This is a genomic window from Shewanella sp. BC20 (assembly GCF_003129585.1).
GTDB classification, from domain to species: Bacteria; Pseudomonadota; Gammaproteobacteria; order Enterobacterales; family Shewanellaceae; genus Shewanella; species Shewanella seohaensis.
This window is the reverse complement of the sequence record NZ_NHRI01000003.1, coordinates 280891-306415: the sequence shown is the minus strand read 5'-3', so window position 1 is coordinate 306415 and position 25525 is coordinate 280891. Positions and strand designations below refer to the sequence as shown.

General features: G+C 48.2%; 19 protein-coding genes. 11 read left to right on the top strand and 8 right to left on the bottom strand.

Features of this window, described 5'->3' with window-relative positions; all coding sequences use genetic code 11:
* The first annotated feature begins 31 nt into the window (after positions 1-31).
* The 8 genes from CBX96_RS05520 (at position 32) to CBX96_RS05485 (ending at position 11028) form a co-directional block, all read left to right on the top strand.
* On the top strand, positions 32-1444 hold the full coding sequence (locus CBX96_RS05520) for an exopolysaccharide biosynthesis protein (RefSeq protein WP_181382144.1): 1413 nt from the start codon (positions 32-34) through the stop codon (positions 1442-1444).
* The gene (locus CBX96_RS05515) at positions 1399-2733 is read left to right on the top strand and encodes an O-antigen ligase family protein (protein WP_258294135.1); all 1335 of its coding nucleotides are present in this window, start codon (positions 1399-1401) and stop codon (positions 2731-2733) included. Before CBX96_RS05520 ends, CBX96_RS05515 begins: the two co-directional genes overlap by 46 nt.
* A 216-nt stretch (positions 2734-2949) precedes the next feature.
* Positions 2950-4278, top strand: a complete 1329-nt coding sequence (locus CBX96_RS05510) for an oligosaccharide flippase family protein (protein WP_109286001.1) — start codon at positions 2950-2952, stop codon at positions 4276-4278.
* Positions 4275-5330, top strand: coding sequence for a glycosyltransferase (locus CBX96_RS05505; protein WP_109286000.1), 1056 nt, complete (start codon positions 4275-4277; stop codon positions 5328-5330). Before CBX96_RS05510 ends, CBX96_RS05505 begins: the two co-directional genes overlap by 4 nt.
* Positions 5331-5725: 395 nt before the next feature.
* A complete protein-coding gene (locus CBX96_RS05500) occupies positions 5726-7672 on the top strand; it encodes an exopolysaccharide biosynthesis polyprenyl glycosylphosphotransferase (protein WP_109285999.1) in 1947 nt (648 codons plus the stop codon).
* 10 nt (positions 7673-7682) lie between these two features.
* Complete coding sequence (locus CBX96_RS05495) at positions 7683-9191, top strand: sugar phosphate nucleotidyltransferase (protein ID WP_109285998.1); 1509 nt, start codon at positions 7683-7685, stop codon at positions 9189-9191.
* On the top strand, positions 9188-9616 hold the full coding sequence (locus tag CBX96_RS05490) for an adenylyltransferase/cytidyltransferase family protein (protein ID WP_109285997.1): 429 nt from the start codon (positions 9188-9190) through the stop codon (positions 9614-9616). Before CBX96_RS05495 ends, CBX96_RS05490 begins: the two co-directional genes overlap by 4 nt.
* A 44-nt stretch (positions 9617-9660) precedes the next feature.
* Complete coding sequence (locus CBX96_RS05485) at positions 9661-11028, top strand: CDP-glycerol glycerophosphotransferase family protein (protein ID WP_109285996.1); 1368 nt, start codon at positions 9661-9663, stop codon at positions 11026-11028.
* 34 nt (positions 11029-11062) lie between these two features.
* Here CBX96_RS05485 and CBX96_RS05480 read toward each other — a convergent pair whose 3' ends face one another.
* Positions 11063-11500: a hypothetical protein gene (locus CBX96_RS05480; RefSeq protein ID WP_109285995.1), complete on the bottom strand. Its 438-nt coding sequence runs from the start codon at positions 11498-11500 to the stop codon at positions 11063-11065.
* A 338-nt stretch (positions 11501-11838) separates the two neighbouring features.
* Between CBX96_RS05480 and eco the strand changes: the two genes are divergently transcribed.
* Positions 11839-12390, top strand: coding sequence for a serine protease inhibitor ecotin (gene eco, locus CBX96_RS05475; protein ID WP_109285994.1), 552 nt, complete (start codon positions 11839-11841; stop codon positions 12388-12390).
* Between the two features lie 82 nt (positions 12391-12472).
* Here the strand turns inward: eco and CBX96_RS05470 are convergent, their stop codons facing one another.
* The 4 genes from CBX96_RS05470 to CBX96_RS21640 all read right to left on the bottom strand — a co-directional run bounded on the left by CBX96_RS05470 (position 12473) and on the right by CBX96_RS21640 (position 16134).
* A complete protein-coding gene (locus tag CBX96_RS05470; RefSeq protein ID WP_109285993.1) occupies positions 12473-14449 on the bottom strand; it encodes an ATP-dependent DNA helicase RecQ in 1977 nt (658 codons plus the stop codon).
* A gap of 88 nt (positions 14450-14537) precedes the next feature.
* Positions 14538-14864, bottom strand: coding sequence for a hypothetical protein (locus CBX96_RS05465; RefSeq protein WP_109285992.1), 327 nt, complete (start codon positions 14862-14864; stop codon positions 14538-14540).
* 154 nt (positions 14865-15018) lie between these two features.
* Positions 15019-15519: a hypothetical protein gene (locus tag CBX96_RS05460; RefSeq protein ID WP_109285991.1), complete on the bottom strand. Its 501-nt coding sequence runs from the start codon at positions 15517-15519 to the stop codon at positions 15019-15021.
* A gap of 483 nt (positions 15520-16002) precedes the next feature.
* Positions 16003-16134 (bottom strand): hypothetical protein, encoded by a 132-nt coding sequence (locus CBX96_RS21640; protein ID WP_258294132.1) that lies wholly within the window; start codon positions 16132-16134, stop codon positions 16003-16005.
* Positions 16135-16145: 11 nt separating this feature from the next.
* Here CBX96_RS21640 and CBX96_RS05455 point away from each other — a divergent pair, with 11 nt between their 5' ends.
* On the top strand, positions 16146-17255 hold the full coding sequence (locus CBX96_RS05455) for a tyrosine-type recombinase/integrase (protein ID WP_109285990.1): 1110 nt from the start codon (positions 16146-16148) through the stop codon (positions 17253-17255).
* A 196-nt stretch (positions 17256-17451) separates the two neighbouring features.
* Positions 17452-19509: a PhoX family phosphatase gene (locus tag CBX96_RS05450; protein WP_109285989.1), complete on the top strand. Its 2058-nt coding sequence runs from the start codon at positions 17452-17454 to the stop codon at positions 19507-19509.
* A 47-nt stretch (positions 19510-19556) separates the two neighbouring features.
* Here the strand turns inward: CBX96_RS05450 and CBX96_RS05445 are convergent, their stop codons facing one another.
* The 3 genes from CBX96_RS05445 to CBX96_RS05435 are packed head-to-tail and all read right to left on the bottom strand — an operon-like array spanning position 19557 to position 25466.
* Entirely contained in the window at positions 19557-21050 is a 1494-nt protein-coding gene (locus CBX96_RS05445; RefSeq protein WP_109285988.1) for an efflux transporter outer membrane subunit, read from the bottom strand.
* Positions 21043-24210, bottom strand: a complete 3168-nt coding sequence (locus CBX96_RS05440; RefSeq protein ID WP_109285987.1) for an efflux RND transporter permease subunit — start codon at positions 24208-24210, stop codon at positions 21043-21045. The genes CBX96_RS05445 and CBX96_RS05440 overlap by 8 nt, the downstream gene beginning before the upstream one ends.
* Positions 24210-25466 carry an efflux RND transporter periplasmic adaptor subunit gene (locus tag CBX96_RS05435; protein ID WP_109285986.1) on the bottom strand — a complete coding sequence of 419 codons (1257 nt, stop codon included), beginning with the start codon at positions 25464-25466 and terminating at the stop codon, positions 24210-24212. The genes CBX96_RS05440 and CBX96_RS05435 overlap by 1 nt, the downstream gene beginning before the upstream one ends.
* Between the last annotated feature and the right edge of the window lie 59 nt (positions 25467-25525).

Genomic DNA, 25525 nt, shown 5'->3' with positions numbered 1-25525 from the left:
CCTAGGATGATTCGACGAGGGGACATTGATCATGAAAGCATCTCAGGAAGGCTACCCTCTACAGTGGTTAAAGCGTGCGCTGGTCAATGGCAGCAGCCTGCCCGCCCCCGCCCGCCGTAAGTTATATTTAAAGACTGTGCTGTCGGCATTAGCGGTGATTTGGCTAATCACAGGTCTTGTCATCGTTATCACTCCAACCCGTTACACCTGCAAATGGGTGTTGATTTTACCCGGTGCGGGCGCAGGCGCCGTCGTGAGTTTGGACAGCCTAGGTCAAGCCAGCAGTTCGAGCAGTTCTCCTTATCTGAGTTCTGCCATCGATCCGCGGGAAAACTACAAGGCCATCGCCTTAAGCGACAAGCTATTAAGCGATGCCGCAGCGCAATTAGACCTAAAAGCCTCTGCGCTGGGAACGCCGAAGTTAAAGCTCCCCAGCCAAACTGGATTGATGGAATTCAGCATCAGCGCTAACAGCGCCGAGCTTGCTGAACAAAAGGCATGGGCACACTATCGTACTCTGCAGGGCACACTCTCACACCTGAGGATCGATGAAATCCATATCCGTGAAAACGGCGTCAGAATGGGACTGGAGAGCTTTGCCGATAAAGTGCATCAGAGTCAGGCCAATATCGTCGCCTTCCAATCTAAGACTGGGCTGGTCTCGTTGGATCAATTTAAGGAAGTGGCGGTCACCATTGAGCATTTACGCCAAAGCCAAGTCAATCTTACCGCTAAACTCAATGGTGGCCTTGCCAGCCAGCAACTGTTGGAGGCCGATTTATCCCTGACGGCAACCCAATCCACTGACTTACTCAAGCTGAAAAACGATCAGCTGTTCCAACAACTCTTACTCAAATATACCGAATCGACCGCGCTACTGGTGGGGCTCAATGGTCATTATGGCGAGCAACATCCGCAAGTGCTGAGCGCTAAGACAGAGCAAAAAACCATGTTGGATGCATTGCATAGTCGCTGCCAAAAATTGTTGGCGCGTTGCGATCCAAAGTTGATGTTGATCCTCTCCGTCGATGATATCGATGGCCGCGCCGCGCTGATGCAAAAACTGATTAATATCACCACAGAAAACGAAGGCTTAGCCCATGAACTGGCGTCCTTGAGCACCCAGATTGATGAATGGGAAACCCGGCTTAAACACAGTAATGACGATGCCGCTAAGCTTGAGGATTTACACCGCGACCATCAACTTGCCACCGCAGTGTTTACTTCCGCCATTGCTAAAATTGATGTGGGTAAGGCAGACATCTTCTCCGCTTACCCGTTATTACAGCTGTTTGCAGCACCGACTCGCCCCGAAAAGCCTGACAAGCTGGGCTTGATTCTAACCTTAGTGGGTGGCATTGCCGCCTCGATGATGGTCATTGTCGGATTGAGCATACTATGGATACGCAAACCTATACTCCAGAAAATTCTGACGAACGACTAGTCTGGTTGGCTATTACGGGCACTTACTTCTTTTGGTTCTTAGGTGCCATGTATTTGATTGCGCCAGTGATCGGTTGGATCTTAGTGCTGCGAATGCTCGGCAGACTGCTGTTTTACGCAGAAGGATGCCGGATTTCATTACCGATAATAAGTTGGATATTTGCCATGTTGTTGATGCTACTGGCATTAATCATTGGCCATCTGGTAGAGCATTTAGGCATAGCCCAATTGATTAAATCCTCCATTGGTTGGGCTAAGGGCTGGGCGCTGCTGGCGGTATTTCCACTGATTGGCGGTCTGCAAATTCGGCCACAGCTGATTTACCGCGCCTGCTGCGTAGTTGGCAAACATACCTTGATATTGTTTCCGCTGTTTGTACTCGCTTGGCTGCTCCACCTGCCGACGACCTTATATGTCTCCCCTTTAAGCATTGTCGGCGGCCCTGGGCCTGAATTTTTCGCCGTCAGCCTGTATGAAATCGACCCAGGCAGCGGTATGCCAAGGTGGCGGCTATTTACCCCTTGGGCGCCCGCACTTGGCATGGTAGGTAACTTTTATTTTCTGTTTGCCCTGCAGGAAACCAACAAACGTTATCGCTTCTATGGCTTGGCAGGCAGCATCTTGATGGTGCTTATCTCCCAATCTAGACTCGCCATCCTCAGCTGCCTTGCCCTCGTCTGTTATTTCAACTTTATCCGCTATGCCAAATCCCCTTGGTTGTATTTATTAGTCAGTCCGTGTTTTTTATTGGCGGGCATTTTTGGCGAGGCGGTACTCTCTAGCATTGAGGCCAGTATTCACAGCGTTAAAGCCGCCAGAGCCGACTCGACTCGGGTACGTGAGGCCCTTGGCCAAATCGCCCTTGAGCGCTGGGCAAACGAGGCGATTGTCTGGGGTCATGGCATTGTCGAACGCGGCCCCCATATGGTCGAGTACATGCCGATTGGCTCGCATCACACTTGGTACGGCCTTTTGTTTGTGAAGGGGATCGTTGGCGCCTTCGCACTGGCGTTGGCCTTGTTTGTCAGCGTGCTCTGCTTGCTACCCAGTTTGATGCAATCGAGACTCTCGGCGGTAGGAATGGCGGTACTGATGATTTTACTGCTTTACACCTTTGGCGAAAATCTTGAGATCCTCGCCTATCTCTTCTGGCCAGGACTCATAGTGCTCGGTATTGCCCTCAATCAGGCAAGACAATCGGCAAGTCTTCGCCATAAGAGCTCATTACTGGAACCATCGCAACAATCATCGCAACAATCATCAGAAGCCACTCAACCAAGTGCTCAGTGAAATCCCTTCGCGAGTTTTTCGTTGTCCTTTCAATACTCGCGGCCGTTGCATCTTGATTTGCATTTTGCAATAGGCCGCAAATCCTAAGGCTCTGCTAAATTGCAAACTAGTTAAAATCGCTATAACCACCTGTTTTTAAATTAGAAAATAAACATTAAAAAGCTGGCATAGAAACTGAATAGTCAGAACAGGCACTCTTAACTGATAGGTGTTGCGATGAGCAGATGGGCATTGATACAAACCCTCAGGGACAACCAAGGTATTCGCCAATTGGCCAGCAGCATACTTTGGTTAGGCTCAGCCCAAGTTGGCGGGCGTATCGTGCGCCTTGGCAGCAGCATCATCTTAGCCCGTTTACTCACCCCCGAGGTCTTCGGTCAAGTCGCGATCATTTTGACCAATTTTGAGATCCTCAGCATTTTCATTCGCAGGATCACTTCGGCGTCGCTGATCAAGATGGACGACAACGCCTTTGCCGCTCATCTTGCCAGCGCCAATCTGATCAATATTTTTGTGTGTGTACTGTCTTTTGTTGCCTTGAGCTTACTCAGTGGATTGCTCGCCCTTTACTATCAAGACGCACAGATAGTGAAACCTATGATACTCATGGCAACAAGCTATTTGCTTCTCCCCTTTGGCATGCTGCATGCCGCCGCCAACCTACGCCAAAATAAGATGCGTATCGTCGCAAAAGCCAACCTGTGGCAGACGGTGGCCGATGGTTTGCTCACCGCCCTTCTGGCGCTGTGCGGAATGGGGATTTGGGGGATTATTCTGCCTAAGGTGCTGGTGGTCTTGATTTGGATAGCCGTGCACAAGCAGCATTCGGGCATTAATAATATTCACACCACCCCATTAGCGCATTGTTTCTCCAAGATAGATTTTGGCCAATGTCGCGCGCTATTTCGTTTTGGTACTCAGGTGTCGCTTGGGGATCTTTGCCTCGCCCTGAGACAAAATATTGATTATTTATTAGTGGGTTACTTTTTAGGTGTCGAAGCGCTTGGGATCTATTTCTTCGCGGTCAATACCAGCCTTGGCATGAGTCTTGGTCTTATTCAAAGCTTTGGCACCGCTTTTTACTCCCATCTTTGTCAGAGTGATGGTGAAGATCCGCTGCTAAAGTATCGCCACGCCCTGCTAAGTATCATGCTGGTAACCTTGCCTATCATAGGGTTACAGAGTGCACTCGCCCCTTGGTACTTACCCTTTGTCTACGGCCAACACTGGCTCGACGCTGGCGCATTGCCGGTCTTTATTCTGCTCTGTTTAAGTGGTTTAACTCGCCCCTTAGGCGAGGCAGCGAGCCAACTGCTGATTTCCTGCGAGCTTAGCAAACTCAACTTAGTCGCTAATGCTAGTTTTATTGGCCTACTGGCCATGAGTATCAGCCTCGGCACCCTGTGGGGGCTAGAAGGTGTCGCCATGGGCATCTTCCTCTGTTACCTGATTTATATGCCGCTGTTTGCTTATTTTGTGATGAAACCCACCGCACAAAAACTGCGTTTACCCACCTTATCCCCTTCATTAGGAGGTTCATTATGATCCCTACCGTCTCAGTGGTGATGCCGGTCTATAATGTGGAAGCTTTTGTATCAAAAGCCATTTCCTCTGTGTTAGCTCAAAGTTTTACGGATTTTGAGCTAATCATAGTCAATGACTGTGCCACCGATAATAGCCTTGCCCGCTGTAAACAATTTTGCGACAGCCGCATTCGACTCGTGCAGCACGCCGTGAATAAGGGGTTAGCCGCCGCACGTAATACCGGCATACGCCATGCAATTGGTCGCTATGTCGCCTTTATCGATTCGGACGACCTCTGGCATCCTGATAAGTTAAAGCTGCATGTGGATCACCTACAAAAATCGCCTAAGGTGGGGATAAGCTTCTCGCGCTCAAGCTTTATCGATTATCGGGGCAACCCGATCAATTTTTACCAGATGCCGCAGCTCACAGACATAGATGCGGGCCATTTGCTGTGCCGCAATCCGGTGGGCAATGGCTCTGCGCCGGTGATCCGCCGCGAGACCTTAAATGACATTCGCTTCCAAGCGCTGAACCACAGCGAACATTACACTTGTTATTTCGATGAACAATTTCGCCAATCGGAAGATATTGAGTGTTGGTTTCGCATCGTGGCGACAACCCAGTGGCAAATGGAGGGGATCCCCGAGCCATTAACTTACTACCGCTTAAACCACGGCGGCTTGTCGGCGAATTTAGTGAAACAACTGGCATCCTGGGAGCAAATGGTCACTAAAGCGCGCCGCTATGCCCCTAAGATATTGTTAAAGCATGAAAATGCCGCCAGAGCCTATCAGCTTCGCTATTTAGCCAGACAAGCCATTCGCCTAGGCGATGGCCGTATGGCGAAAAACTTAGTCAATCAAGCGCTGCTGACTTCGCCGCAGATCTTAATCAAGGAAACTAATCGCACCCTGACCACACTGGTCGCGGCCTATTTGCAATGGTTAATGCCACGCGGTTTATATCAAATGTGCGAAACCCTTGGGCAAAAGTACCTAGGCTATCGCCAACGTATGCAAATCAAACGTGATGGGGTGACGGCAAGCTTACTCACGACCCAATTAAAATGAGATAAATGGCAGTATTAACCGTGACACATTTATCATTTGCAGATTTAAGGCGGCTCACACAGCCGCCTTGCTTTTGTCGTAAGTGGCACTCTATGACTTTGATATCGATTTCGGGCGTTTGTTTTTGAGCATTGGTGATGAAGGCAATAACAACGCCTTAGATAGTCACACCCTAGCCGATACTTCCATCTCAAAAGGATTTGCAGCTTGCAAAGCAAACTGCGAAAAATCACTTAGCCTATGAAACGAAAGCGCCTTAGTTATTGTTTTTAAATGAGTTATCAATCTGGCCTGCATTATGCTATGTGACTCTTGCCAAGCGCACAACTAAGCCGTTAGCGAGCGTCCCTACTTGGCACAAGGCGTAATGCTAAGCGAAATGCATGGAGGTCATGATGAATACTCAGAACTCGACTCAAGTACGCTGGTCTATTCGACTCTTCGATAGCGCAGTAGCGGCGTTGGCCCTCTTGATCTGCTCGCCCTTTATCCTTGGCGTTTGTGTGTTTCGTAAGCTTCAGGGACAAAGCGTATTCGAACGCGTATATGTACATGGCGCTCAAGGCCAAGTGGGCTTGTGGCAATTTGCCTATCAAGGTGCGGGGTATCGCCTGCCGCAGCTGCTGAATCTACTCAAAGGAGAAATCGGCCTGTTGGGTGTTGAAGCGCAATTTGCCATCGAAGCTTCAATCCATGTTTCGCAAGAAATCCGCATCTCCCGGATCGGGATTTTCTCGATTAGTGCCATGCAGCGCCGTATGGGGATTGAGTTTGAGTCCAGCGAGCAAAGTTTAGTTAGCGCCTATAGCAGCCTCAGTCGTTACCTCCTTGCACTAGCGAGCGCAATATTGAATCGTCTTATGACCTCAGAGTCCCGATCACACGCAAGTCAAGTCACCATTTTTGGCGTGACCATGCGTAACCTCAGTATGAATCAAATGCTGGATATGCTCTTACAACAAGCGCAGCGGCCAAAGCATCACTTAACCCCGTTTGCCTTTGTGAATGCCGACTGTTTAAACAAAGCCTATTGCGATCCTCAATATCATCAAAAACTCAATGAGTGCGAGGCCGTGTTTGCCGATGGGATTGGCGTACGTATGGCTTGCCGCTGGCAAGGTGTCGATCTTAAAGGAAATTTGAATGGCACCGATATGTTGCCACTCCTATGTGAGCGCCTGATTGAGGCCAATCTGTCGCTCTATCTTCTGGGCGGTGCGCCAGAAGTAGCCCACCAAGCTGCTGAGCAGTTACAACGCCGTTTTCCCCAATTGCAAGTTGCAGGCACACATCATGGTTATTTCCATGAGGCTGATACCAAGCAAGTCATTAAAAAGATTAATCAATCTGGCGCTGCCGTGTTGTTGGTGGCCATGGGCGCACCTAAACAAGAGCTTTGGCTTAATCAATATCAAGCCAAACTCACTCCAGCCGTTGGGATAGGTGTGGGCGGGCTGTTCGATTTTTACTCCAACCGCATTAGCCGTGCCCCGCTCTGGTTAAGACAAATTGGCATGGAGTGGATTTGGCGGTTAATGCAAGAGCCCAAGAGAATGTGGCGCCGCTATATTATCGGTAACCCCCTGTTTTTATATCGGGTATACAAAGCGCTGCGTGCTAACGCCAGCCTCAAGGCGACAACTCAAGCAGAGGCACAGCCGCAAGAAACGCTACTGTATCCTAACTTGAGTGACTCAGGCTCACTCAAACGTTGCAAACGCATCCGCTTGCATCTGCTATTAAACCGCATAGTCAAACGTTGCCTCGATATATGGGTCGCGGCCATCGCCATATTGTTGCTATCGCCTCTGCTCTTGATAGTCGCATTACTTATCCGTTTAGAATCCCCCGGTGCAGTGCTGTTTTGCCAGCAGCGCGTCGGCAAATGGAATCAACCTTTTACCATGTGGAAGTTCCGCTCCATGTACCAAGACGCCGAGGCGCGGCTCGCTAGCCTACAACAGGCGAACGAAATGCAAGGCGGTGTCCTGTTTAAGATGAAACAAGACCCACGCATCACCCGTGTCGGTCAATTTATCCGTAAAACCTCCATCGATGAGCTGCCACAGTTATGGAATGTGCTCAAGGGCGAGATGTCACTGGTTGGCCCGCGCCCAGCGCTGCCAAGAGAAGTCGCGCAATACAGCCCAAGCGATCGCCGCCGTTTAGAAGTTAAACCCGGCATTACCTGTATCTGGCAAGTGTCTGGCCGCTCTGACATTCCCTTCGACCGACAGGTCGAGTTGGATGTGGATTATATCTACCAACAATCTTTAATGGCGGATCTGTACTTGCTACTCAAGACCATACCCGCCGTGATTTTCAGCCGTGGAGCCTACTAAGGGGGTTACTATGCAAGCCATTATTTTTGCCAATCGCCATGGACACGAACTGGCGCCGCTGGATAAACAATACTGTCCAGCATTGCTCCCCATGGGAAACCGTGCCCTGATTGAATACACCCTAGAAGATGTCGCCAGTGCGGGGATTGTTGAGGTAAAACTGATTATCTCAAGCCATGCCAAAGCCTTAGAGCAGCATCTTGGCGACGGTAGCCGCTGGGGCGTTAAGATTGATTACTTCCTCAGTAGAGAACAAGAACCTGTTAACTGCGTAATGTCGCGCTTAAAACTGAATTTCGACCAAAGCTACCTTGTGGTAAGGGGCGATATATTGCGCTCCCCCTGCATCAAACGTTTTGTCGATTACAGTGTTAACAGACCCAATCATTTAGTCCTGCCAGTGCTGGCCGATTGCAACCCTGGCATGTTGCTATTGCCAAGTGCTTGTAATCACCTATATCTGCTCGATTGGCCGTTGGAGCGAGATCCAAATATTACCAATGCCATGATGGAGCCGCTCCATGGACAATGCGCCATGTTGGACAGCTTCGAGTCCTACTTAAATGCCAACTTAGCGATCGGCGATGGTTGCTTCGATGGACTCGTGCCCTCAGGCCGTCCTATTCCAAGTGGCCGAAGCGCCAAGTTTTTTCACCTTGGGGCTAAGGCGCAAACGGGCAAATTAGACCAACAGGCAGCCTGGGGCGCAATTGGTGAGCAAACCTGGATAGCCCCCGATGTGGATATGCACGATCAACTGATGATAGGCGATCAATGTGTTATCGAGAATAACTGCCGTTTGAGTAACAGCGTGATCTTAACCAACAGTTTTGTCGGTGAAGGCTTGAATGTCGATAACTGCATTATCAGTAAAAACCTGCTGATTAATGTCGGCTTTAATACCGCCATTGAGGTTGAAGACCCTAGGCTTATCGCCTCAACCCAACCACAGTTGCAGGCCAATGTGCCATGGACAAGTCGGCTTATGGCGTTGATATTACTTGGCCTTAGTGTTCCACTCTTGGTAATACTCTGGCTGTGGAGTCTGTGCAATTTATCAACTGCTGGCGCATCAAGGCAGGCACTGAGTATTAAGCATCACCCCATTACACTCTGGCGCGTCAATCTGCCGCAATCCTGCATGGGATTAGCACTGTTGCCACAACTCTATCACGTGTGTCAGGGGCGCTTGTTCCTGCTAGGCGCGCAATCTCCCGAGGTACATTCAGCCGCCTCGATTAGCGACGCCGCGCCGCAATATGGCGTTTACGGCCCGCTGCAGCTGCTTGGCGCCGAACTACCAGAGGAAGAACAAGCGCTGATTGAGCAGGAGTTTCTGGCCAAGCCTAAGGCAGCACAATGGTCCCACATACTCAAACTGTGTTTCGCTTCGCTTTCAACTTCAGTGGCTTCAACAGGCTCAACCACGGCAACACAATCCAATGCAAATAAGCTTAGTGCAAACCAACTTACTCCAAACCAGCAAGATATCGCCAATGAATGGGGGAACGGACAATGAAAACCATCATCACTTATGGCACCTACGACTTGTTCCACTATGGCCATGTGAGACTGTTTCAGCGCTTAAAGGCCATGGGCGATAAACTGATCGTTGGCGTATCGACCGATGAGTTTAATGCGCTCAAGGGCAAAGCAGCCTTTTTCAACTATCAACAGCGCGCCGAAATGGTGGCCGCCTGTAAGTATGTCGATGTCGTGATCCCCGAGACGCACTGGCAGCAAAAACCTCAGGATATTGTGGCGTTAGATGTCGACATCTTCGGCATGGGTGATGACTGGCAAGGCAAGTTTGATTACCTCGGCACCCTTTGTCAGGTGATTTACTTAGGCCGCACCGAAGCCATTTCCACGACGGAAATCAAAACCAACTTAGCGATACCGCAAACTCGGGGCAATTTGGCAACGCCACTATTGGTCAAGTAAGCAGAACCCAGTTACAGGATCTCAATGGGTAAGCGAGGGATATCATGGGCACAAATCTAGCGTTAGCCTTAGTGAAGAAATGCATTTTCGCCCTCTCTTGGCTGGTGCCAAGAAACGCCAACAAGGCGGTATTGGGTTGCTACAAAAACCGTTTTGCCGACAATAGCAAATACCTGTTTTTGCATTGGCAGCAGACACACTTCATGCAAACCATTTGGATAAGCGGCGATAAAGCCCTTATCCATGCCCTCAGGCAACAAGGCTATACCGCCCATTCACGCTGGAGCCTGCTGGGCATTTACCATGCGCTTACGGCCAAATACTATGTGTACAATAGTTATATTGGCGATATTAATCAGTGGCTTGCAGCAGGCGCGATTCGTATCAATCTCTGGCATGGCTCGCCACTTAAAAAAATTGAGTTTGATATCACCACTGGGCCGTTAGCCGCCCAGTATCAAACCCAGTCCCTTTGGCAAGCTGGGCTACAGGCGCTGCGTTATCATCAGGAATATGTCCGTCCGAGTTTGATGCTAAGCCCAAGCCCATTGGTCGGAGAGAGTTTCCAACGCGCCTTTCGGTTAAAAGAGGATTCGCTGCTTTCCAGCACTAATCCGCGCACCGATTACTATCTGCGTTATCCAGAGCAACGCCAAACCCTGCCCTTAAAGACGGATGCGACGGCCTATCGCCGAGTGATTCTCTACGCCCCTTCTTGGCGGGATGCCCTATGGCAAAATAGTCAACATTTAACTTCACATTCGACCCCACATTTAACGAGCGGTAATAGCGATTCGCCCTACCAAGCCGCCTTTGACTGGCAAAGCCTGTCCCACCATTTAGTCGATACCGATACCTTGTTACTGTTACGCCTGCATCCCAATGAACGCCACTACGCAGCGCAGTTTTGTGCCTATCCCAATGTACTCGATATCAGCGATTGGGACGATGTTTATGGGATCTTGCATCGTGTCGACCTGCTGATCACCGATTATTCGTCGTTATTTATCGATGTACTGCCACTTGAGATCCCTGTTCTCTTCTTCCGTTTTGACCATGAGCAGTATCTCAATCAGAGCCGCGATTGCTACGATATAGGTCAAGATCCGCTCAGTATTGGCCAGGTCGCCTATCAATTCGATGACTTATTGGCATTGCTGCAGGAGATGAGTCACCTTAACGCCAAACCCCAGCCCTGCGAGGCTTACCAACAATTACAGCGTTTGTATTGGTCGCAGCACGCTACGGGTTTATCTGCGGATAACTTAGTGACTGATGGTTTGTCTATTGATGGTGTATCTATCAATGAAAGGCATGATGACAGTTTTGCACGCATAGAGCGGCATCTACGCCAAGGGCAAACTCAGTCGTTTAAGTTTGCCTTTGGCACTGATATTAAGCCTCAAATATGAAAGTTCAGATATTAAGGCTCTGGTATAAAGCCATTTATAAGAAGGTGTCTTTAAACCAATCCCAGATCCCGAGTGAGGTTTCGGGTAATAAATCGATACCGAGCGCCGATTTGAGCAGATATAACAGCAAGAGGCCGAACAAGGTACACAGCAAGATAAAAGCAATAAAGAACAGGCTAAACATAACCAAGGAGAAGCGTTTTTCTCGGCGTGTATAAGCACGTCTGTTTTTGCCTAAAAGAAAGACATAATAAAAGCGCCATTTAATAAAAGGCAGCGCAAACGTACCTCGGTTATCTATAAAGTGTTTACCCCAAGTTCTATCCCCCAAGGCCACACGTATCCCCATTAATTGTTCTTTTGTATAACTGTCGGCAACGTGTGGCGGTAATTTGGCCAATAACTTGAGAATGGTCGGATCCTGTTTAATCTGTTCAACCGTTTCTTGATCCCATGGCTCAAATTCATTCATGCCCTATTTCAACCCGATATTGATTGTTTCTGAACAGATTATAGTCAACAAATTAAGCCGTTTAGAGATATCCCCATCAATCATTCGGTGGATATTCCCGCGCTATTCAGCTCAGGTTAACCGCGACGAAGCTATCATAACGCTAGAAATTTACGCATAGATTAAGTTTTAAAAGCTATTATTTTCATAAGGTTGTAGAAAATACCGATCTTTTTTGAAATTTTTTTTCAAAAAGATTAACCCTTTTTTGCTGCAACTGCGTTTACAAAGATAGGAATACAGCAAATGATGATACAACCATCTGTGCTAGGCCTTATCAACATCACTAGGAGACTATTATGAAATTGACTCACGTATTTAACACTGCGGCACTTCCCCTTGCCTTCGCATTACTGTCTTTTAATGCCGCAGCAGTGAGCCCACCACATCCAACGGGATTAAATGCACCTATGATCAGTGTCGCAAGTTTTAACCATAAAAATTATGCCGAGCAAGAAGCCACGAAAATGTTTCCTGCGCCTGAGGCGGGTATGGTGCAACATATTTTGACCTTACCTAAACTCGAAAATGAAGACGATTACATGGTTGAAATCCAAATTGGCCAGACCCAATTAGTCGACTGTAATAAGCATGGTCTGAACGGCGAGTTAAAAGAACTCTCGGTTAAGGGCTGGGGTTATAGCTATTATCAAGTGTCTGAAGTATCAGAAGGCCCAAGCACTATGATGGCCTGTTTAGATATGGCGAAAAAAGAAGCCTTTGTCCGCATTCCAGGTGAACTTAAAATGCGTTACGACAGCCGTTTGCCTAAGGTATTTTATCTACCAGAAGGCACAGAGCTGCGCTTTAGAACCTGGAAAGTCGATTCAACATATCACTACGCTAAATAAACGCGAATCAATATAAGTTGTTTATTTAATGGTATTACTGCGGTGATATAAAGGGCATATCTCACAAGATATGCCCTTTATATCAGCAAGCTGCGTCAGCTAACTGCGCTAATTTAGCTTTAATTTCTGCATATCTGAGGTGTTCGCAGCGACCAAAACCCGATAATTTCCGTACTTGCAGACGAGTAAATAGCGGTAATGCCATGCCGGCCAAAAACCGGCATTGAGTATCTAAGGATAATGAAGCTAAACCTTTCGACTCCGCCGTACGCGCCAGCTCATGCAAATCGGCCTTAAGCTGCGCATCATCAGGCCACTTTGGCACTTCGGAATACGCCAATTTAGCCAATTGGCCACGGCATACACTGCAATGACCACAGGATTGAGGCGCGGCGTTATCATCAAAATAGCGGGCCAAATTGTAATTTAAGCAAGTCGTTAGCTCAAAAAATCGGACTAACTGGGCAATACGGGCGACTTCTTTCGCCTCTTTGTCGGTAAAGTACTGATGGAGTTCGTCGGCTAAATGCCCCTGTGCTAACACCTCAGTATTTACTTGATAGACATCCGTCACTCGCTTAGCTTCCAATTCGATAAGTTGTTGACTGGCAAGATATTCTAACGCCGCTAATACTCGAGTACGTTCCGCACCTGTGGCTTGGTAGAGCGCGGAAAAATCTAAACTGCCCCATACTCGCTTCATCTGTGTATGGGTAAAAATGTCATTTAAAAATGCCTGACGCTCGGGGGAAAACTGGCTCAAGATCTGCGCCTGTGGCTCAATAAAACGGTAACTGATATCGGCGTAATAAGCATATAGCGGCTTAATCACGCCCATCATTTCAAGCTGAACTAGCAAGGTTTTAAGGGGAAGCTGCCTGATATTACTCACATTTGATAGCTGATGAAGTTGCAGCTCCCAACGTCCGTTATGGGTTTCTTCGCGAATGTTATCAATCACGGCAGTAATACTGGCCAGTTCCGGCGTATCGCCGTAAACAAAATTTTCGACCGTGTTTATGCCATCTAAATTGGCCAAGGTCACGCAATGGGAGAGCTGGCCATCCCTTCCTGCACGGCCAATTTCTTGGCAATAATTCTCAATGGATTTAGGCAAATCGTAGTGGACCACAAAGCGAATATTGCTTTTGTCTATGCCCATACCAAAGGCGATAGTCGCAACCACGATGCGGATCTTACCTTGCATAAAATCCTGCTGAATTTGCTGACGTTTTTCATCCTCAAACCCCGCATGATAGGCACTCGCATCAAAGCCCATTTGGCACAGTTTCGCCGCAACATCCTCCGCAGTATGCTGCAAAGTCACATACACAATCCCCGCACCAGTAAAGAGATTAAGTTGTTCTTGCAGTGCTGTCAGTTTGTGTTGGCTCGCTACAGGTAAGACGGTCAAGTCAAGGTTTGAACGATAAAAGCCTGTTTGAACAATATGTTGTGGCTTGATATCGAAACGCGCCGCCATATCCAGTTTCACTTTACGTGTCGCGGTCGCCGTGAGTAACAACACCAATGGAATTGCTAATTCACGGCGATAATCGGGAAGCTTTAAATAGTCGGGGCGAAAATTATGTCCCCATTCCGAGATGCAGTGCGCCTCATCGACAACCAGCATAGAGATAGGAATTGATTGAATAAATTGCCTAAAGCGCTCATTTTTAAAACGTTCAACCGATACCATCAGGAGTTTTAACTCGCCAGAGCGAGCATCACGCATGACCTGTTGGGTTAATTCAGGCGTTAAGGTTGAGTCGATACTTGCCGCTTTAATGCCCTTCCCATGCAGGAAACTCAGTTGATCTTTGATCAACGCCAGCAAGGGTGACACCACTAAGGTTAAATGGGGAAGTTGCAGAGCGGTAAATTGATAACAGAGTGATTTTCCTGAGCCGGTGGGAAAAATAGCAAGGCTCGAATGGCCCGACAACAACTGCGAGACAACCTCATGTTGCCCTTGCCTGAACCCATCAAAACCAAACTGTTGCTGTAATAAAGAAGCATAATCCGCGGCGTTCGCTGACGGCGTTATTGAATAAGACATAAACAAATCCTTATGCCACCACAAGTGTGGCGGCGGTGGCGACCACGCAAACAGATGAATGGGCGAGTGAATGCGAGTAAGCGTGCCGCTATGATTTTCTAGCTAAATATAAATTGATAAAGGCGGTGAGTTTGTCGTTGAAGGCTTCTTCAAAGGTATCAACATCTTGACCTAAGGTATTGAAATACTGTGTCACTTGCACGCGAGATAAACTTTTGTTGGCGATACTGTATTCCATTTCTGGCAGTGTTTTATCGTAACGGGGCACTAGCGTCCAAGTCACCATATCGGCGGCAAAAAGCTTCATAGCTTGCTGTGCTAAGGCACAAAAAGCTTCAATATGCTCACGTCCATCGGGCCCCAAACACCCTGGCTCCACGCGGCAAAGGACGGCAACAGTTCTATGCTGTGACATGCTATTCCCTGTATAAAACTCATCAAAAATAGAAAGTTACTAAGAGGTGGCAGCAGCGAATTAGCTATATTCACGCTTAAGCTTCCTCTCTTTGAGTGTATGTGACACCCGCAAGAAGTCACGTACGCTAAGGTTAAAAACACACACGAATATTTTAAACCTGACTCTCGTCTTCAGCCATGGCAGCTACGGCCGCGGCATGTTCCGATAATAACGTATCGAGCGCTTGATCAAAACTGTCCAAACGTTCGAGTTCCATATAACGCTTCAAACGTAAAATAATATCTTTACTGACTTCGATGTGGGATTTCTTTTGGCGCTTTTTAATTTGTGAAAGTTCTTTTCGCACCATGCGCCAGCCCAAATCACTGAAATATTGATTCAGCATTCGATTTACAGATTGTAGTTGTTGGTCAACGGGCTGATTTTTTTTGCGCAGTTGAACCAGTAAATTTAAATTAGCAATTAATTCGGTATAACTGGATTGAGACTGATTTAACTGAAACCACTCTGCCCGCTCAGTGACACTTTCGGGATGAACCATGCGATAAATTAACGGCAAGGCAAACACTAATTCAGATTTATCTAACAGTAATAATTTTCGGCCCGCGGTAGGCGCGGCATGATGATATTCCCATAGCGTGTTTGTCGTCATTGGTATCGTTTTATACTTTCTAATAATGGTTTATGAATAGAGTTATGATAGCGACAAACAACATAGATTAAAAGAATGGTTACACCATTTTATAGGTTCATTTTTACAGCACAAGGTTAAACGCTCCACTCCACAAACAAACGAGATGGAGCTCGTAGTTCTCTTGTCCTCTAATCCCCTGTTTTAGCATGGCTAAATCGATATCAGTTTTACATCAGCAAATCATAAGTTAAATTTTTCTGCTACTTTTCAACCTTATAAAATGGTTAAACCATCTTTTAAAAATATAGCTACTAACCTACACAGTTAGCCAACTAGCAAAATAAATGCAGGTTGTTTTCTCGCCAAATTTAACTAGCACAGCTGTAATTGACGAAATAACAACCAATTAACCAAGTTCATCTTTATCGCTTATTAATCTGTTATCTGAGTCCACCTTATACATTTAATTCGTATTGAGCCCGCCTTGCCTACCCCTCCATCTTAAATAATGCTTTCTTTTTGACCGATACGATTAATTAAAATACAAATAACTGCTCTACCAGTGATAATAACGATTATCACTGGTAGATAAAGGCTGCTTTTACGTATAATTGCGCCAGTTTTATCGGCCATAAAATACTTCCATGTCTAAATCGATTATCCATTATTCCACAGGTGGAAGTGCTCCTAGCCGTTCCTCTGGCATAGCATCGAATTTCACAGCAAGCGATAAAAAAATGGATACGCCATTTTTTGAGGAAAGCTCACTGCCCCAATCGGTTCACAGTGATTTTTTTAACGCGGCCGCTGAAACTGAATACGAAATCTCCATCAATACCCGTCGGGTTTATCGGACCAGCTTTGGCCTATTTGAACAATATTGCGTGGCGCATCAGCTGCAGTCCTTACCCGCCGATCCGCGCAGTATTATTTCTTTTATCGGTCATCAAAAAGAATTGCTCCAAGCAAGCAGTGGGACTCAGCTTTCAAAGCAAACCTTAACGACTCGGCTAGCCGCGATCCGTTACTATCATATTCAAGCAGGATTTCCATCCCCCACCGAACACCCGTTGGTGATCCGTGTGATGCGCGGCCTTAGTCGTAATCACCATAGGCAAGTCCAAGATTATGATCAGCAACCAATCATGTACGATGAGGTCGAGTTATTGATCCAAGCGATAGAGCAACAACCCCATCCACTGCTGCGCTCAAGGGATAAAGCCATTATTCAACTTGGACTACAGGGCGGATTTCGCCGCTCAGAATTGGCCAATTTAAAAGTACAATATTTAAGTTTTATGCGGGACAAATTAAAAGTACGGCTGCCATTTTCTAAAAGCAATCAACAGGGACTAAGGGAATGGAAGAATTTACCCGACTCAGAACCTTTTGCTGCATATAATGCCGTTAAGGACTGGCTAAAGGAGAGTCAAATTACAGACGGGCATCTATTTCGTTCCATTTCCCGTGACGGTAAAACATTAAGACCCTATCAGATAAGTGATAAAGTCACTTGCAAATCATCATTAGTCAGAAATAGTGGGTTCTTAAATGGTGATGATATTTATCGGATCATTAAACAATATTGTGTAAAAGCGGGATTACCTTCGCAATATTATGGCGCCCACAGTTTGCGTAGCGGTTGTGTTACACAACTACATGAAAATAATAAAGATACATTATATATCATGGCTAGAACTGGACATACGGATCCCCGTTCACTGCGTCATTACTTAAAACCGAAAGAAGATTAACCGCAATATTATCTCTTAATTAACAACTCTCTTTTTATCTATTGATTAAAAAACACTGTAATTTTTAAGATAAAATTAATAAACAATAAGTTTTACATATTGCAGTATTACTGTCATATAAACTCAGCTTTAGTGTCATATTGCTACTTTAGGCTTAGGTTCGAAATTTAATTCATCGAACTAGCCGGAATAAAATATGAGCAAGGCCACCTTTGACCCGACACTTTATAATAAAAGTAATAACGAACCTTTTAATCAAGTGTTGGATAAACATTTATCCCGCCGTAATTTTGTTAAAAGCGGATTAGGCCTAGGTGCGATGACCGCCTTCGCAGGCATGGGATTAGTGGGTTGTGGTTCGGACAATTCCCCTGCCCCAACACCTATCGATCCCGTGCCGCCACTGCCACCGACTCAAAGTAGCGCCAAATTAAACTTCACATCCGTCGCTGGTGCTCGCTTGGATGCGGTTGTGGTACCCGAAGGTTACAGCGCACAAGTACTCGCCCCTTGGGGAACACCATTAAATTCTAAGGCCGCGCCTTGGAAAGCCGATGGCAGCAATACCGCCGATGACCAAGCAAACTCCGTCGGTATGCACCATGATGGTATGCATTTCTTCCCATTGAATGACGCAGGCGATGACGGTTTACTCTGTATCAACCATGAATATATCGATGAGATAGCCCTGCATCCAAATGGCCCAACCGTGGATGAAACCACTGGATTACGGACCATTATCGATGAGATCCGTAAGGAAATTAATGCCCACGGCGTGTCGGTGGTTAGAATTAAACTCGTTAATAATCAATGGGAAGTTGTTTACAACGACAGCCATAACCGCCGCTTTACCGGCGCAACAGTGATGGATATCGCCGGCCCCCTCGCCTATTCACCGTTACTCGAAACCCGCTACTCGCCCGATGGCAGTCAGGCTCGTGGCACCTTAAATAACTGTGGTAATGGTTACACGCCTTGGGGCACCTATTTGACCTGCGAAGAAAACTGGCCTGGTTACTTTGCCAACCGTGGCACTTTAGCCGCCGATCAAGCGCGTATCGGGATCAGCAAAAGCAGCACTCGCTATGGCTGGGATGATTTAGCGGGTCATGCCGAGGAACGTCTCGATGAATTCGCGCGTTTTGATGTCACGCCTAAGGGCAATAGTGCACAAGATGATTATCGCAACGAGGCCAATGGCCACGGCTATATCGTTGAAATTGACCCCTACAATCCAAGTTCACGCGCCATCAAACGGACTGCCCTTGGCCGCTTCCGCCACGAGGGTTGTACCTTCGGAAAATTAGCCGAAGGTAAACCTGTGGTGTTCTACTCTGGCCACGATTCTCAATTCGAATACTTATATAAATTTGTGTCGAATGCGGTGTGGGATCCACAGGATGCCAACAGCTCAAATCGCCTGCAAATGGGTGATAAGTATATGAATGAAGGAACATTATATGCCGCTAAGTTTAACGAAAATGGCGGTGGTGTCTGGTTACCTTTGACCTTAGATAGCCAAACGACTGATGGCAAAACCCTAGGTGATAGTTTTGCCAGTCTGGCCGAGATTATCTTAAATACCGCGGGGGCGGCGGATTTAGTCGGCGCAACGCCTATGGATCGCCCAGAGTGGTGTGCGGTAGACCCCTTCACAGGTTCAGCCTATTTAACCCTGACCAACAACTCTAAACGTACCGAAGCCAACCCAGCCAACCCCAGACTTAAAAACACCTTTGGACATATTATTCGTTGGGATGAAGGTGATAAAGACACTGAATTCACATGGGATATTTTTGTCTTTGGCTCACCGAGTGATGGCAATGCCGAGACCAACCTGTCGGGCTTAACGGATCTAAACCAATTCGCCAGCCCCGATGGATTGGCCTTCGACGCCCGCGGGATTTTATGGGTGCAAACCGATAATGGTGCCAAAGAAGTCGCCGAAGAAACTAACGATCAAATGCTGGCAATTGTGCCATCAACCTTAGTCGACAGTGCTAACAAGCAAGCGAGTGTGACGGCCGAAAACCAAATGGAATTGAAGCGTTTCTTTGTCGGACCAAACGATTGCGAAGTCACAGGCTTTGCTATTAGCCCCGATTACACTTCGGTTTTTGCCAACATTCAGCATCCAGGTAACTGGCCGTATTCGAATAATGCCGCCGAAATAACGCCTGCTGGTACCGTGCTACGCCCACGTGCGGCAACGGTAGTGATCCGCAAACTCGATGGTAAAGAAGTGGCGGTCTAATTCCCCCCACCGAACCCCGATAAAAATCCCCGCCATGCGGGGATTTTTTATTCACTGACGGCACCACCACCCAGGGCTCGGTACAGGGCAATTTTAGCCAATTGTTTATCTCTTAAGATCTCGCTGTAGGCTAATTGGGCGCTAAATAATTGCCGCTGCGCATCCATTAAATCCAACGAAGTAGCGACACCATTTTGGTAACGCAGCCGTGCAAGACGCGCATAAGCTGATGAAGATTGGACTAATTCCCTTTGCGCTTTGATGGCCTCTTGGGCACGTTTAAGATTATTCAGCGCATCGTTCACATCAAAATAAGCGGTCAACACCACATTGCGATAACTTAGCATCGACTGCTTCGCCTCTTCGGTGGCGATATCGTATTCGGCGGCAATTTTCCCACGATTAAATATCGGCGCACTAATGCCGCCAAGGAGCGACCAAGTCACTCCATTACTATCGAAAATATCCTTAAGGTGATTATTTTCCCGGCCATATTGGCCCGAAATGGTGAACTTAGGAAAAAACGCCGCCTTGGCAATACCCACTTGTGCATTGGCGGCTATCATTGCTTGTTCCGACATTTTGACATCGGGCCTTAACGTCAGTAATTCGGAGGGCACGCCTGCGCTGAGCTCATAGGGTAACCCCATATTTTCGGGTAAGCCCTGCGGGGATGGTAAAGCGTAATCGTATTCACCGAGCAAGATATGCAGCTGATTTATTTTATATTTTCTTTCATAGTCTAATGTCGGCAAGGTCACTTTCGTACTCTGCAGCTCAACTTCTGCCTGACGCACATCGAGGCCCGAAATCACGCCGTTGGCATGGCGAAGCTTAGCGATATCCAGCTCCTTCTGCCGTAAGCCCACGGTGTCGATAGACACACTATAACGCTGCTCGATATCGAGCCATTCGTAATAACGGCTGGCAATATCACTGATAAGACTGACATAGGTGAGCCTGAGCTTTTCAACCTCCGAAAGATAATCGGCCATGGCGGCCTCGCTCGCCCTGCGGTTGGCACCCCATAGATCGAGCTCCCACGACACAGTGCCCGCCAGATCCACAGCGGTAGTCGGGCTGGGATCCTTACTGGTTGCACCGCTATCGAGACTGCGCTCATAGCCTAAATTTGCCGAGACTTCTGGCCAAAGCGCACTGTCGACCACAGTCATTTTTGAACGGGCGGCGAGCAGGCGCGACTGCGCCATTTGCAGATCCAGATTGTTCGCCAGCGCATGTTCAATCAAGGAAATCAGCACGGGATCTTGGTAAAAATGCCGCCAAGAGAGGGCCGAGACGTCCTTTACATTTCCCTGCTCGGCAGTGGTTTGCGACAATATTTGCGCTTGGTACTGACTCGGTAACGCCAGCTCTGGTCGCTGGTAATCTGGCCCCATGGCGCAACCCGCAACACTGAATGCCGTCACTAGCCCTAGATAAAGCGGCTTTACGCGCAAACGAAAAACAAACGAAATGGGCTGTATCCAAGGCTGAGTCGCCGTTGATTGAGAGTCGGATAGAGTTAGGCGATTAACCACGGCTCACCTCCTCAACGGTTTCTTGATCTAGGAGTAATTCCTCTTTTGTTTTAATAGGTTGTTTAACGGTTTTCTTTTTTACCCAGCCAGCAGTCGTCACGAAGAACAGCGGCACAAACACTATACCTATGGTGGTTGCCAACACCATGCCACCAAGGATGGGCAACGAAATTGATTGTCGACTCACGGCCCCTGGTCCTTCGGATAACACCAGCGGTAACACCCCAAGAATAAACGCCATTGAAGTCATTAAAATCGGCCTAAAACGCATGGTCGCCGCTTCGAGCGCCGCAGAAATACGCGTCCGCCCCTGCTGGTGCAACTGATTGGCAAACTCGACAATTAAAATCGCATTCTTCGCCGCCATGCCGATTAAGGCGATAAAGGCCACTTGGAAGAATAAGTTACTCTGCATACCACTGATTAAGGTCGTGACCGCCGCACCTAAGAGTGCGATGGGCGCGATCAGCAATACCGCCACCGGGATACTCCAACTCTCATAGAGCGCAGCTAAAAACAGGAATACAAATAACAGGGCTAACCCAATGGCAATGCCAGTTTGGTTTGCCGACTGCACCTCTTGGTAGGTAATGCCTGTCCATTCGAATTTAAACTCATCGGGCAGGATTGGCGTTGCGACCCGCTCGATGGCTTGGATAACATCGCCAGTGGCGTAGCCCGTTGCGGGTGTCACATTGATGGAGGCGCTGGAGAATAAATTGTAGTGGGTCACCGAAGATGGCCCCACCGTGTAGTCATACTTAGCCAGCACACCAATCGGCACCATAGCGCCGCTCGATGAGCGCACATAATAATCTTTGATTTGGTGCGGGAATTGACGGTAACTCTCTTCCGCTTGGATCTTCACTCGATACACTCGGCCAAAGAGGTTAAAGTCATTCACGGTTGAGGAGTCGGTTAAGGTTTTGATTGTGCTGTAGATATCACCCACATTCACCCCAATCGCCATCGCCTTTGCCTCATCGACCGTTAAATGCAATTGCGGGATTGCGCTCTGCAGCGACACGCTGGCACTGGCAACCTCAGGCTGCAGCTTTAGCTGCTCGACTAATTCGTTGGCGGTTTCAATCAAGCCATCAAAATGGGTGCCTGAGGTATCTTGGAGCTGCATTTCCACCCCAGAGCCATTGCCTAAACCGGGGACGGCCGATGGCAGATACAGGTTAAACTCAGCTTCTAAGACGTTTTTCAGATCCTTATCTATCGCCTTCATCACAGATTGTACCGTGGCATGACTGGCTTCGCGCTCGGCCCAAGGCTTAAGCACCACTTCAAATTGGCCGTTGGCCTGATTCGCCCCCGAGCGGCGGTTTTCCCCTGCCAGTGTAAATGAATAGGCCACGGCGGGATTGGCGCGCACATATTGCTCGGCTTTCTTTAAAATCGCCTCGGTACGATTCACCGTAGAACCATCGGGTAATGTCATATCGATAAAGAATCGACCTTGGTCCTCATCGGGCATAAAGCTGCTCGGTAAATGGGACATGATGAAATAGGTGCCACCAAACATAATCGCAAAAGCTAAGTAACTGCGTTTGGCGTATTTATTGGTTAAAGCGACTAAGCCAACATATTGATTGGTCCCCAAGTCGAGTTTGCGATTCAACCAATGGAAGAATCCCCGCTGAGGTGCCTTGCTGGGTTTTAATAATAAGGCGCAGAGTGCGGGGCTTAAGGTCAACGCCACGAGGGTCGAAATCAACACAGCGACGGTAATCGCCACCGCAAACTCGCGGTACATGATGCCGGTGATCCCCGCTAAGAATGATACGGGCACGAATACCGCGCAGAGCACTAAACTGGTGGCAACCAATGCGCCCGACAATTCTTTCATCGCAATCCGAGTCGCATCGATTGCACTCATGCCCTTCTCATGGATTAACCGTTCCACGTTTTCGACCACCACAATGGCATCATCGACCACGATCCCGATGGCGAGAACCAGCGCGAGTAAACTCACGGTATTAATAGTAAAACCAAAGGCCAACATGGCCGCTAAGGTTCCAATCAAGGAAACCGGTACCGCAATGGCGGGGATCAAAGTGGCGCGCACATTCTGCAGGAACAAATACACCACCAATACCACCAGTACCAAGGCCTCGATGAGGGTGTGGATCACCTCATCGATAGATTCTTGGATAAAGATGGACGCGTCATAAAACACTTCCCATTTCATCCCTTGGGGAAACTTTTGCGACAGTTCGGCCATCGCCTGTTTCACCTTATGGGTCACCTCGAGGGCATTGGCACCGGGAAGCAAATACACCTGTAAGATGGTGGCATTTTCACCGTTTAACTGGGATTGCAACGTATAGGCGGATGAGCCGAGTTCTACGCCAGCAATATCCCGCAGCCGGATAATGGAGCCGTCGGGATTAGCGCGCACTATGATCTCGTTAAATGCTTGCACCGAGCTTAATCTGCCCGCCACACTGATGGGCAAGGTTAAACTGATATCGTCATTATTGGGTTGAGTACCAATGGTGCCTGCGGGGGATTCTTTATTTTGTGCCTTGATGGCGTTGATCACATCTGTGGTGGTTAAGCTGTACCCCGCCATGGCATCGGGTTTTAACCAAATCCGCATCGCATAACTGCGTGAACCCGTGTTACGGGTGCGGCCCACGCCGGGGATCCGCCTAAGCGCCGATTCGATATTAATGGTGGCGTAATTACTCAGGTAAATCTCATCGAACCTTTCATCATTCGAGGTTAACGCCAGTTTTAGTAATTCCACCGACGCATCTTTAGAGACAGTCACCCCTTCGGTTTGCACATCGATTGGCAATCCACCCGAAGCTTGCTGAGCGGAGTTTTGCACATCCACCGCCGCCAAGTCCGCATTGGTGCCCACATCGAAGGTGATAGTCACACTGGTACTGCCCGAGTTGGTGCTCTTAGAACTCATGTAAATCATATTGGGCACACCATTCACTTCCTGCTCAAGTGGTGTGGCGACGGATTCGGCGGCGGTGGTAGAGCTCGCACCGGGGTATGAGGCAGAAATGGTCACCTGTGGCGGCGTGATGTAAGGATACTGATCGACGGGCAGCTTAAACATCGCAATCACCCCGAGCAGCACGATAACGATAGAGATGACGCTGGCAAAAATCGGCCGATTAATAAAAAACTGCGCCATTATTTTTGCTCCTGCTTTTGCTGCTCCAAGGCTTGGCGCTTAAGTGCCTCGGCTTTTGACATCTCATCTTCCTTCTCGGCGTATTCCTTCGCGCTTAACGGCTCGGCAATTTGCCCGTGGCGTACGCGGTGCATGCCTTCGGTGATCACCATTTCCCCCGCCTTGAGGCCACTTTTAACCACCACACCTTCAATCCCTTGATGATCGATCACGATAAAGCGCCGCTCGACCGTGTTATTGGGCAATACCACCATCACGTATACCCCGCCCTGATCCACTTGGGTGGCCTTTTGCGGGATGACTATCGCATTGGGGATTTCGGACAGTTTAATCCGCACATTGGTATATTGGCCGGGCAACAGCTCCTTCTCAGGGTTGGGCAGAATGGCGCGCACCTCAAAGGTGCCTGTGTTAGGGTTTACCTGAGGATCGGTAAAACTCACATCCCCGAGGTAGCGATATTCACTGCTATCGGGGAGCGTTATCCGCACAAATCCCGCGAGCGCCTTACCTTCAACCTCGGCTTCCTTTTTCGCCGAGTAACTGGTGAGGCGGCGCTGGGCATTCAAATAATCAAGCGCCGACATATTAAAGCTGACATAAATCGGGTCGACTTGTTTGACGCGTGTTAGGAGCGATTGACCCTTACTGCCCACGAGTGCGCCAATATCGACCTCGGAGCGGCTCACCAGTCCGGCTATCGGCGCCTTAATTTCGGTATAACTCAGTTCTAATTCGGCTTCTTCCACCTCGGCGCGGCTCGCGGTGAGGTTAGAACGCGCCTGCGCCAAAGTGGAGAGCGCATTATCGTAATCGAGTTGACTGGCGGCATCCTGCTCATACAGCGGCTTTAAGCGTTTCACATCTCGCTCGGCCTTATCGAGAATCGCCTGCTGTGAGGACAGTTTGGCTTTTAAACGATTCACCACTGCTACATAGGGTTTATTATCAATCTGATACAGCAGTTCACCCGCCTTCACCGCACTGCCTTCGACAAAACGTTTTTCCTCCACAAAGCCATCGACCCGAGCCCGAACTTCTACGTCTAAGGAAGCTTGGGTCACCCCAATATAATTGCCATAGAGTGGCACGGTTGCCGTGGTGACTTTTTCCACCACTACCATTTTGGGGGAGATTTTGATGTCGGGTTCTTGGCAGCCACTCACAGAGATACAGAGCAAAACACCACTCAGATAAAGGGGAAATGAGCTTAAGCGTGGAACAAAAAAACGAGCTGTAACAGATGGTTGAGGCATATGCGAATCCCGCACTCTAAAGACAGTGGAACCACTCGCATAGGCAAAGTGGTCTGAAC

What these genes read in the sequence shown, in the direction of transcription:
- CBX96_RS05485 (WP_109285996.1), top strand. Translation starts at nt 9,661, where the DNA reads ATGGGCACAAATCTAGCGTTAGCCTTAGTGAAGAAATGCATTTTCGCC.
- CBX96_RS05455 (WP_109285990.1), top strand. Translation starts at nt 16,146, where the DNA reads ATGTCTAAATCGATTATCCATTATTCCACAGGTGGAAGTGCTCCTAGC.
- CBX96_RS05450 (WP_109285989.1), top strand. Translation starts at nt 17,452, where the DNA reads ATGAGCAAGGCCACCTTTGACCCGACACTTTATAATAAAAGTAATAAC.
- CBX96_RS05460 (WP_109285991.1), bottom strand. Translation starts at nt 15,519, where the DNA reads ATGACGACAAACACGCTATGGGAATATCATCATGCCGCGCCTACCGCG.
- CBX96_RS05435 (WP_109285986.1), bottom strand. Translation starts at nt 25,466, where the DNA reads ATGCCTCAACCATCTGTTACAGCTCGTTTTTTTGTTCCACGCTTAAGC.
- CBX96_RS05480 (WP_109285995.1), bottom strand. Translation starts at nt 11,500, where the DNA reads ATGAATGAATTTGAGCCATGGGATCAAGAAACGGTTGAACAGATTAAA.
- CBX96_RS05470 (WP_109285993.1), bottom strand. Translation starts at nt 14,449, where the DNA reads ATGTCTTATTCAATAACGCCGTCAGCGAACGCCGCGGATTATGCTTCT.
- CBX96_RS05520 (WP_181382144.1), top strand. Translation starts at nt 32, where the DNA reads ATGAAAGCATCTCAGGAAGGCTACCCTCTACAGTGGTTAAAGCGTGCG.
- CBX96_RS05495 (WP_109285998.1), top strand. Translation starts at nt 7,683, where the DNA reads ATGCAAGCCATTATTTTTGCCAATCGCCATGGACACGAACTGGCGCCG.
- CBX96_RS05500 (WP_109285999.1), top strand. Translation starts at nt 5,726, where the DNA reads ATGAATACTCAGAACTCGACTCAAGTACGCTGGTCTATTCGACTCTTC.
- CBX96_RS05440 (WP_109285987.1), bottom strand. Translation starts at nt 24,210, where the DNA reads ATGGCGCAGTTTTTTATTAATCGGCCGATTTTTGCCAGCGTCATCTCT.
- eco (WP_109285994.1), top strand. Translation starts at nt 11,839, where the DNA reads ATGAAATTGACTCACGTATTTAACACTGCGGCACTTCCCCTTGCCTTC.
- CBX96_RS05505 (WP_109286000.1), top strand. Translation starts at nt 4,275, where the DNA reads ATGATCCCTACCGTCTCAGTGGTGATGCCGGTCTATAATGTGGAAGCT.
- CBX96_RS05510 (WP_109286001.1), top strand. Translation starts at nt 2,950, where the DNA reads ATGAGCAGATGGGCATTGATACAAACCCTCAGGGACAACCAAGGTATT.
- CBX96_RS05515 (WP_258294135.1), top strand. Translation starts at nt 1,399, where the DNA reads ATGGATACGCAAACCTATACTCCAGAAAATTCTGACGAACGACTAGTC.
- CBX96_RS05465 (WP_109285992.1), bottom strand. Translation starts at nt 14,864, where the DNA reads ATGTCACAGCATAGAACTGTTGCCGTCCTTTGCCGCGTGGAGCCAGGG.
- CBX96_RS05490 (WP_109285997.1), top strand. Translation starts at nt 9,188, where the DNA reads ATGAAAACCATCATCACTTATGGCACCTACGACTTGTTCCACTATGGC.
- CBX96_RS21640 (WP_258294132.1), bottom strand. Translation starts at nt 16,134, where the DNA reads ATGGCCGATAAAACTGGCGCAATTATACGTAAAAGCAGCCTTTATCTA.